This window comes from Stenotrophomonas sp. 05L44_2 (assembly GCF_056665995.1).
In genome coordinates this window covers 1-2,956 of the sequence record NZ_JBFTNR010000780.1, presented here as the reverse complement: position 1 = coordinate 2,956, position 2,956 = coordinate 1, and the positions used below count along the sequence as shown (strand labels likewise).

The window sequence follows — 2,956 nt, the reverse complement described above, 5'->3', positions numbered from 1 at the left end:
TCATCATGGTGGCCATCTGCCGACTGAAGAAGGCAATTTCCTTCGGCGTGATCTTGCTCCCGGCCGCGCCAAATAGAGGCTTGGGCTTAAGTTTGACCATACCGGGATTTATGCCCTGACGGCGCAACTCGGCCCGCAGCAGGTTCGCATTCTTCGCGGCCTGCTCTCCCTTCATCTTCACGCCCCGCTTGTCGGTCCCCTCCCAGACAAACGGCTGCAGCTCCATGGTGCTACGCGCCACGGGCCCCTTCTTGATCGCACTGCGACTGACAGACATATCGGCTCCCCAAGACCCACCATCCCCAGGCGGGCATCTAGCCGTCGATGGTAGCGGGTTCATGCCCGTCTGGGCAGTTGCCGGAGGGCCCATCATGCGAATTCGTGCCGGGTGCCGACCAAAGGTGACGCACTGCGTCACATTGCCGCGTCCATCGCAGATTCGTACTCCGGGGGTTCCCATCCGTGAAATAGCTGCCATCATGGGCGTGGGGAAATCCAGGGGGAGGCGTGCCGGGGTTGGCACGCAACCTGCGTTGATCCACCCGCAGGGGACAGGAGCCCGCTCAACCGGCCACGGCCGGATCGATCCTGTGCTCTGAACATCAACCACTACTATCTTGGGGACGTACCAAATGAAGAACCAGAAGGGCTTCACCCTTATCGAACTGATGATCGTCGTTGCGATCATCGCCATCCTGGCCGCAATCGCCCTGCCGATGTACCAGGACTACGTGGCCAAGTCGCAGACCGCTGCGGGCCTGGCCGAAGTCACCAGCGGCAAGACCGCCGCTGAAGTTGCACTCAACGAGGGCAAGGACTTCGCTGATCCCGCCGACATCGGTCTGAAGGTTTCGACCCGCTGCCCGACCGTCACCGTGAAGGGCACCGCCTCGTCCGGTGCGGCTTCGATCGCTTGCACCCTGGCCGGCAACTCGCAGGTGAAGGACAAGACCATCACCCTGACCCGCGCCACTGCGGACGGTACTTGGACCTGTGCCACGACCGTGCTGAAGAAGTACTCCCCGACGGGCTGCACCGGCGCCTAATACGCTCCGGAAGAAGCCCCGCGAAAGCGGGGCTTCTTTCGTTTGCAGGGACGGTAATTCACTCATGAAATTACGTAGCCAAGGCCGATCTGGCGGCTGCCCTGTCGGATATCCGGCCGGGCAAGACGACGATGGAGTCCGTTGCACAAGACAACCAGAACGCGGCTCTGGTCAACGCGGAGTACATTGGGCTTAAGCCAAGTACGAGATGCTCTGCGGTTTCGGCGGAACTGGCCGCCACGGGTGTGGGCAGCATAACCTGCACCTTAGTTGGTGGCGCACCCGTTTTAGGCAAGAATTTGATCCTACGCCGGGCAGCCGACGGTACTTGGAGCTGCGACGGCAGCGCCTTTGAAGCACGCTATCGTCCAACGGGCTGCTGATCACATTTCAGCCGGCAATGGGATGTTGGGCGACCCTTGACGGGGCTATCATCCCCGGGGGAGTCAGGATCGAGCCTGCCGGGCCGGCAACGCCGGGCAAGGCAGCGTTGCTCATGGATTGGCGATGCCGCTGGCCGATGCTCGCGGCAGGTTCTGCTGCCCTGTGTGGTGCCCCTGGAGGGCGCACCGCATTGCCAGACCCATGAGCCAAGGATTTCTATGAACGCCGTTACCACCGCCAATCTCGTCGGCATCACCGGCCTGGCCCGCCGCCTCGTCCAGGACGGCGCGCTGGACGAAGTCGCTGCCCGCGATGCCATGGCCAAGGCGGCCGCCGCTCGCCAGCCGCTGCCGACGTGGTTCGCGCAGAACAAGCTGGTCAGCGCCTCGCAGCTCGCCGCCGCCAACGCGGTCGAATTCGGCATGCCGCTGTTCGACGTGTCCACGTTCGACAGCAGCCAGAACGCGATGAGCCTTGTCAGCGAAGAGCTGCTGCGCAAGCACAACGTGCTGCCGCTGTTCAAACGCGGCGGCAAGCTGTTCGTCGGCACCAGCAACCCCACCCATTCGCTGGATGAGATCAAGTTCCACACCAATCTGGTGGTTGAGCCGATCCTGGTGGACGAGGACCAGATTCGTCGCACGCTGGAGCAGTGGCATGCCAGCCACGACACGATGGGGGATGCGCTAGGTGGCGACGATGACGGCATGGCCAACCTCGATGTTGGCGGTGGCGACGACGACATGGCCAGCACCGACAGCGGTATCGACGCCAAGGGCGACGACACCCCGGTGGTCAAGTTCGTGAATAAGGTATTGGTCGACGCTATCCGCAAGGGCGCGTCGGACATCCACTTCGAGCCCTACGAAGACGACTACCGCRTGCGTCTGCGCATCGACGGCCTGCTGAAGATGGTCGCGCGCGCGCCGAACAAGCTCAACCAGCGCATCGCCGCGCGCCTGAAGGTGATGGCGCAGCTGGATATCGCCGAAAAGCGCGTGCCGCAGGACGGGCGCATCAAGCTCAACCTGTCCAAGACCCGGCAGATCGACTTCCGCGTCAGCACGCTGCCTACGCTGTTCGGTGAGAAGGTGGTGCTGCGTATCCTCGATGGCAGCGCGGCCAAGCTGGGCATCGACAAGCTGGGTTACGAGCCGGACCAGCAGAAGCTGTTCCTGGAGGCGATCCACAAGCCGTACGGCATGGTGCTGGTGACCGGTCCGACCGGTTCGGGCAAGACGGTGTCGCTGTATACCGCGCTGGGCATCCTCAACGACGAGACCCGCAACATCTCCACCGCGGAAGATCCGGTGGAAATCCGCCTGCCGGGCGTGAACCAGGTGCAGCAGAACAACAAGCGCGGCATGACCTTTGCCGCGGCGCTGCGTTCGTTCCTGCGACAGGATCCGGACATCATCATGGTCGGCGAAATCCGCGATCTGGAAACGGCGGAAATTGCGATCAAGGCTGCGCAGACCGGTCACATGGTGCTGTCCACGCTGCATACCAACGATGCGCCGCAGACC

Annotated in this window: 3 protein-coding genes and 1 pseudogene; 3 read left to right on the top strand and 1 reads right to left on the bottom strand. The window is 62.9% G+C overall.

Translation table 11 applies throughout. The annotated features are described in order from the left end of the window. Window positions 1-277 (bottom strand): annotated as a pseudogene (locus AC1VAN_RS20540) (type II secretion system F family protein); the annotation flags it as partial. A 355-nt stretch (window positions 278-632) separates the two neighbouring features. Between AC1VAN_RS20540 and AC1VAN_RS20535 the strand changes: the two are divergent. The 3 genes from AC1VAN_RS20535 to AC1VAN_RS20525 all read left to right on the top strand — a co-directional run. Continuing rightward, window positions 633-1,046 carry a pilin gene (locus tag AC1VAN_RS20535; RefSeq protein WP_442251812.1) on the top strand — a complete coding sequence of 138 codons (414 nt, stop codon included), beginning with the start codon at window positions 633-635 and terminating at the stop codon, window positions 1,044-1,046. A gap of 89 nt (window positions 1,047-1,135) precedes the next feature. Then, a complete protein-coding gene (locus AC1VAN_RS20530; RefSeq protein WP_480986604.1) occupies window positions 1,136-1,429 on the top strand; it encodes a pilin in 294 nt (97 codons plus the stop codon). Between the two features lie 219 nt (window positions 1,430-1,648). Further along, window positions 1,649-2,956: ATPase, T2SS/T4P/T4SS family (locus tag AC1VAN_RS20525; protein ID WP_480986603.1), on the top strand; the 1,308-nt coding region annotated here is incomplete at its 3' end.

Excerpts from the sequence above, each read along its gene's own strand:
- AC1VAN_RS20535 (WP_442251812.1), top strand. The coding sequence starts at position 633 with ATGAAGAACCAGAAGGGCTTCACCCTTATCGAACTGATGATCGTCGTT.